This window comes from Globicatella sp. HMSC072A10 (assembly GCF_001811625.1).
GTDB lineage: Bacteria > Bacillota > Bacilli > Lactobacillales > Aerococcaceae > Globicatella > Globicatella sanguinis.
Genome location: NZ_KV805800.1, coordinates 8152 through 14034 on the forward strand (window position 1 = coordinate 8152; position 5883 = coordinate 14034).

Below are 5883 nucleotides of genomic sequence, written 5' to 3' on the forward strand. Positions count from 1 at the left end.
GAATAGTAACAATAATCCAATCACTGACATGACGATAAAGAGTGCAAGTCCCCATCTTGTCGCCGACCAGATAGTTTGATTTCGGTCTTTCATTTCAGATTGGGCTTGTCGAATTAGTAAGGTTAAGTTAGTAGGACTTATCACATCATCTCTGCCCTCTGATAAGGTGTAAGAAGGAGTATCGTCCTGATTATCAATTTCTTTATAATTGTAGTCATTAGTTCCAATGCGAATCTGTTGGTCAGCGAGATTCACTCGTGCACCTTGGAATTTTAAGTATTCCTCATTAATCGCGTTGGCAGTGAGATGTTCTGCATTAAACTTAGACCTTTCCATGAGTTGTTGTTCAGATAAGTTCATAAAGTATGGTCCTGTGCTAGTCGTTGGGTTCAAGGACGGGATTTTATCACGGAATCGACTAGGAGGAACGTTGGCGTATACAGCCATATTATCGGAGAGTTTGCTATGAACAGGACGATCGGCTTGGTTTTTCGCAAATCCGACAAAAAATACTGACAGGATAGCAACCACCAATAAACTGAAAGTCAGTTTTCTATTCATTAATATCGCCTCCTAAGCTGTAGATTGTTTGCCCATTTTGTTTAATTGTTATCGGAATCAACATGAGGGATTTTCTTTCTATTAATTGTATTCCAAAATTATAGGCTTGAATCTCAACAGGCTCATCGATATCAAAATCCAGGTCACCTATATAGACTTCATATCGAAAATCCTCATCGCTCTTTGGTTCGATGATCATCCAATTATCAGGAGAATCCAATAAAATGTCTCCTGAAATTTCTAACACCTCTTATGGTAAGGGAGGGCATTAAGTACTTGAATAACCTCTTCTTTATAATGATTTTTTAAGTTGGTATCACTACCAAAAACTTGGTCAACATTTGAATGATCATAGGTAGTTTGGGCAAAGATTTTCTCAACTGGCTTGATTTGAGGGACGGTTGCTTCATGCATCGTTTCTGACTGTATCAAGACTTGGCTGGCTTGGATGTCAGGTACACTTAAGATATAATCTAGCTGAACATCCTCTAGTTTGTATCGGACACGTCGTGACATACTGATAGTATTATCAGTGAAACCTTTGCGCCTAATAACGATATCATCAAGTTTTGTATTACCTGTTTCGATATAGTTGTCAAAGGCAGAATTGATCTCTTTCTCAGTTAAATTAGGGTTCAGTAGCTTCACGAATAGGTGGAAGTAAGATTAAATCATTGGGAGTTGATTCGCTTGAATATCAGGATTATCTTCTTCATAAGCGTGCGTAAACCGTAGCTCAATGGTTTGGTACTATGAAGTTTCTCCACTGAATAGATAGAACTCATTCAACCTTCCTAATTCAACCAATTCAGTCGGATAAAAGTAAACGGTACTTCCCCAGGCACTCAGGTGGCTTTCCGTCAAATCAAAGCCAAAGGTTTGTTGAAGCTCATATAACAAGTTATTGATATACATGCGGTCGACATAGACCGTTGCATCTGAATTGGAATGCTCTGTATATGTTAACTTAAAAGTGAGCCACTATAATAATTGAAAAGTGAGCCACTTTTGATAGAAAATAACCCTATTGAATAATAAATAGGGGGAATATCAGGAGTGATTGCGAAAGGGTAGATGAGAAATCAAATTCCAACGGGGTCAGGCAAGCTAAATTGGACCGGAGACGATATCAACCGAATCATCAACAATGAAAAATATATGGGAGACGCCTTGTTGCAGAAAACTTTCACAGTGGATTGTCTCACGAAGCAGCGAACTGATAACGATGTTACAGTTCCTCAGTATTACATTGAGAATAATCATGAAGCAATTGTTTCTAAGGATATCTTTAATCTAGCCCAGCAAGAAAGAGTCAGGCGAAGTAACCTTTACTCTGGTAAATGAAAGAAGAAGCGGCTTCATCAAGGGAAGCAAGCTTTAACAGGGAAAGTGTTCTGCAGTTACTGTGGCGATATATTCCGACGCATTAAGTGGAGCAGTCGTGGAAGTAAGTCAACTGTCTGGCCTTGAGAAACTCGAGTTAAAAATCATACCCAATGTCCAGCCAGAACAGTCAAGGAAGAAGTCTTGCAGCTAGCCGTTGTTGATGCCTTGAACCAGATGATTGAGGGAAAAGAGGGTTTTTTAAAGCAATTAGAGCATAATATTAGTCAGGTTATGAATCAGACCTATGACCAGACAGTGGAACAAGTGGATGATCTGCTTCATGACTTACAAAAGCAACTCAATCAAGCTGCTAACCAGAAAGAAGATTATGAACGTATTGCGGAACAAATCTATGAACTTAGAGAAAAGAAGCAAGAGCTGATGATTCAAAACGCGATTAATGAAGAAAAGCGGCGACGTTTATCGGACATCAAGGCTTTTTTGAAAACTCAGCACACTCGTCTGGAGGAGTATGGTGAGGGTTTGACGAATCGATTGGTCGAGGGAGTGGTCATTAAGGATGAATGTATTGAAGTCGAGTTGAAGACTAGGGACATAATTAATATTGACAAATAAGAGAGACATTGGGCTATGCAGCATCACTGCATAGCCCAATGTCTCTCTTTTTGCTATAATAGGTTCGAAACCTAAAACTCGCAAAATTATTAGAAGAATTATTTCGCACGTAAGGTAGTTTTTTTCGATAGATTAGGAAAATAAAGCGAATAATTATGAATAAATCGTGCGTGAATCGTGCGTGAATCGTGCAAAAAAATCAAGAAATAAATAAAGAATCCCTTTACAAAGGGCTCTTTTTAGAAATTAATCGTGCGTGAATCGTGCTAAAATATAAAAAACAGAGGTATATAGATGGATAAAAAAAAATTATTAGAGTTAACTGAGGGAAAGAACGTTGAACTAAAAAAAGCAAAAAATAATGTTCCAGACTCATTCTGGGATACTTATTCTGCTTTCGCCAATACTGATGGTGGTCTTGTGGTATTTGGAGTGGATGAGAAAAATAATGAAGTGACTGGAGTAGATGATCCTTATAAACTAAGAGATGATTTGTTTAACTTGCTTAATAACACTCAAAAAGTTAGCGCAAATATTATTGAAGATGAAGATGTTCGAATTATAAATCTAGAGGATGGCACAAATGTCATTTTCGTTCATATCCCAGAAGCACCATATAATTTAAAACCAATTTATCTAAAGAATAACCCCCGGTTAGCATATGAGCGATTGGGTGAAGGCGACAGAAAGCTCTCAACAGAAAAATACAAAGCACTGGTAGTAGGCTCTCATGAAGTAACAGATAATGAGTTACTTAAAAATTATGATATAGGAGATTTAAATGAGGATGATTTAGAAGTTTATAAAAAATTGCTTTTTGATCAAACTAAAAATGAAAAATATCTTGAAATGAGTCATGAAGCAATGTTAATTGAAATTGGAGCTTTACGGAAAGATAGACAAGGCGATGGAAAATATTATATCACTACAGGGGGCCTGTTGTTTTTCGGTAAATTTCATGCGATAACTGATAGATACCCTGGTTTTCAACTTGATTATTTTGAAAAAGAGTCTTCTTTAGTGACAGACTGGGTTGATCGAATCTCTACAGGAGATGCAGCCTTCCCTGAATTAAATGTTTTTAGCTTTCTGAGATTGGCTATAGACAAATTGAAATTATCAATAAAGGATGAGTTTGTGCTGGATGAAAGCACGAAAATGCGATTGCCGTTCAAATCGGATTTGCTGACATCGGTGAGGGAGGCTCTAGTCAATTCATTAATGCATGCTTATTACGATTCCGATACTCCAATTAGAATTAATGCTTATCCGGATTATTATGAATTTATAAATCCCGGAAAGATGAGAATAACTGTTGATGAATTCATTCATGGAGGAAACTCGAATATTAGAAACCATACCATGTCATCTATCATGCGCAGGATTGGAATTTCAGAAAAAGCAGGTAGTGGAGGTCCGCGTATTTTTGATGTTGCATCGAAATATAGATTAAAATTACCAGAAGTAATTAGAGAACAAAATCGAACAGTAGTAAGAATTTGGAAAGTCGATTTGGAAAAAACCTTTGAAACATACCCTGAAGAGCAGCAGAGAATACTGTATTATTTAGTCGAACACCAATCAATTAGTAGAAGTGAGGCTAATGAAAAATTGTCAATGGAAAATCATATGTTTAGAACTACCATTAACGATTTGCTAGAAAAAAATATGATTGATGTTATAGGTAAAGGTCGTTCAACAAGATATGTTTTTAAATTATCATCCCCTGAACAATCTTATGGTATGAAAAGATTATTAAGATTAATAGAAGATAATATAGTGCGCCGAGATTCTGAATAAGTGTTAACCAAACCAAACTCTCACAGCACCTAAATTAATCTATACCTGTACTCGAACGCACTCGGCTGGAAGAGTATGATGAGGCTTTGACGAATCAGTTGGTCAAGGAAGTTGTTATCAATGATAAATGTATTGAAATTGGTCTTTCCAGTATGGAAATAATTAGGATAGAAAAATAACAAAGCGGGAGTATAAATAATTAATTTAAAGGAGGCAAGATATGTCTTTTTAGGATTTTATGAATCTTGTTAATAACATAGTTTTTTGGTAAAATGGTTTTAGAATTTATTCAGATTGGAGTGAAAACTTTTGAGTAATTTAAGTATAGCTGTAGTAAAAGCAAACTTCTCATAAAATAAACTATGAGGAGGAATTAATTTGAATTGTACAAGTATGTTTGTTGTAAAAATTATTCATTGTAGACCTGTTATTTAGTTAACGGCTATAATGAATAGCATTCATTATAGCCTATAGAAAGGACTTATAATGAAAAGACAACAAATTAAATACACACAAAATTTTATTACTGCTAAAGAAGACATTGAAGGCATATTATCCTTAACTAATATCTCACAGAATGATTTATTATATGAGATAGGATCTGGTAAAGGACATTTTACAAAAGAATTATGCAAAATTTGTAAGGAAGTAACTGCCATTGAAATTGATACAAAGATGTGCGAGGCAACTAGAAAAAGAGTTGGAAATCAAAATAATCTTAACATTATTAATGAGAATGTTTTGTCCTATAGTTTCCCTCATGACAAGGATTATAAAATATATGGAAATATACCTTACAACATCAGTACCGATCTTGTAAAAAAGATTGCTTACGAAACCTCGGCAAGCGACAGTTTTTTAATTGTAGAAGAAGGCTTTGCAAAAAGATTATTAGATATGAATCGAGCTTTGGCATTAATCCTTAGAAAAGATTTAGAAATATCAATCGTAAAAAATATTCCGAGAACAATATTTCATCCTAGACCTTGTGTTGACTCTTCACTAATTAGAATGAAAAGACTCAATAATTATATGACATCAAGAGATAGACAAATCTATGAGGATTTTGTGTATAGCTGGGTGAATAAAGATTATCGAAAATTATTTACTAAAAACCAAATTCGAAGAGTTAAACAAAATGTAAAGATTAATGATTTTAGTCAGGTCACATTGGAACAATTTGATAGTATATTTGAGAGTTATCAATTGTTTAATTAAATTTATAGATTATGATTCTTAAGTTTTATCCCTAGTGTTGGCTAGACTATTGATATGTAGACAAACATAAATTCAGGCGGATTGCACAATGAGCAATTTTTAAGACATATTGATGAAAAGAGTGATGTATATTTGAAAAGCTCTACTAATATGAGCTGGATATAATCTTTTTGAAAGATTGATTGAAGAATTAGTTAAACATTAATCTTAACGAAAAATAGGAGAGACATGGAGCTATGCAGTGATTATGCATAGCCTTTGTCTCTCTTTAGTATTATTTTAAAGAAAATTTGTGTCATGTGTCGTATATAAAGTAAGCGTCCTATATCAGAGTATCTTGAT

6 protein-coding genes and 1 pseudogene are annotated in these 5883 nt (G+C 34.8%); 4 read left to right on the forward strand and 3 right to left on the reverse strand.

Annotated features, from left to right (window positions below):
• The 3 genes from HMPREF2811_RS11485 to HMPREF2811_RS09340 form a co-directional block, all read right to left on the reverse strand.
• On the reverse strand, positions 1-561 hold a 561-nt coding region (locus HMPREF2811_RS11485; RefSeq protein ID WP_168164978.1), incomplete at its 3' end, for a hypothetical protein.
• Complete coding sequence (locus HMPREF2811_RS09335) at positions 554-781, reverse strand: hypothetical protein (protein ID WP_071409094.1); 228 nt, start codon at positions 779-781, stop codon at positions 554-556. The genes HMPREF2811_RS09335 and HMPREF2811_RS11485, both read right to left, overlap by 8 nt.
• A gap of 20 nt (positions 782-801) precedes the next feature.
• Positions 802-1077 (reverse strand): hypothetical protein, encoded by a 276-nt coding sequence (locus HMPREF2811_RS09340; protein WP_141749308.1) that lies wholly within the window; start codon positions 1075-1077, stop codon positions 802-804.
• Positions 1078-1635: 558 nt separating this feature from the next.
• Between HMPREF2811_RS09340 and HMPREF2811_RS09345 the strand changes: the two genes are divergently transcribed.
• The 4 genes and pseudogenes from HMPREF2811_RS09345 (at position 1636) to erm (ending at position 5541) form a co-directional block, all read left to right on the forward strand.
• Positions 1636-1905 (forward strand): recombinase family protein, encoded by a 270-nt coding sequence (locus tag HMPREF2811_RS09345; protein WP_071409096.1) that lies wholly within the window; start codon positions 1636-1638, stop codon positions 1903-1905.
• Between the two features lie 174 nt (positions 1906-2079).
• A pseudogene (locus HMPREF2811_RS09350) lies at positions 2080-2523 on the forward strand (recombinase family protein); the annotation flags it as partial.
• A 294-nt stretch (positions 2524-2817) separates the two neighbouring features.
• Positions 2818-4323 carry an RNA-binding domain-containing protein gene (locus tag HMPREF2811_RS09355; protein WP_071409098.1) on the forward strand — a complete coding sequence of 502 codons (1506 nt, stop codon included), beginning with the start codon at positions 2818-2820 and terminating at the stop codon, positions 4321-4323.
• 486 nt (positions 4324-4809) lie between these two features.
• Entirely contained in the window at positions 4810-5541 is a 732-nt protein-coding gene (erm, locus tag HMPREF2811_RS09360; protein WP_071409099.1) for a 23S ribosomal RNA methyltransferase Erm, read from the forward strand.
• The last annotated feature ends 342 nt before the right edge of the window (positions 5542-5883 follow it).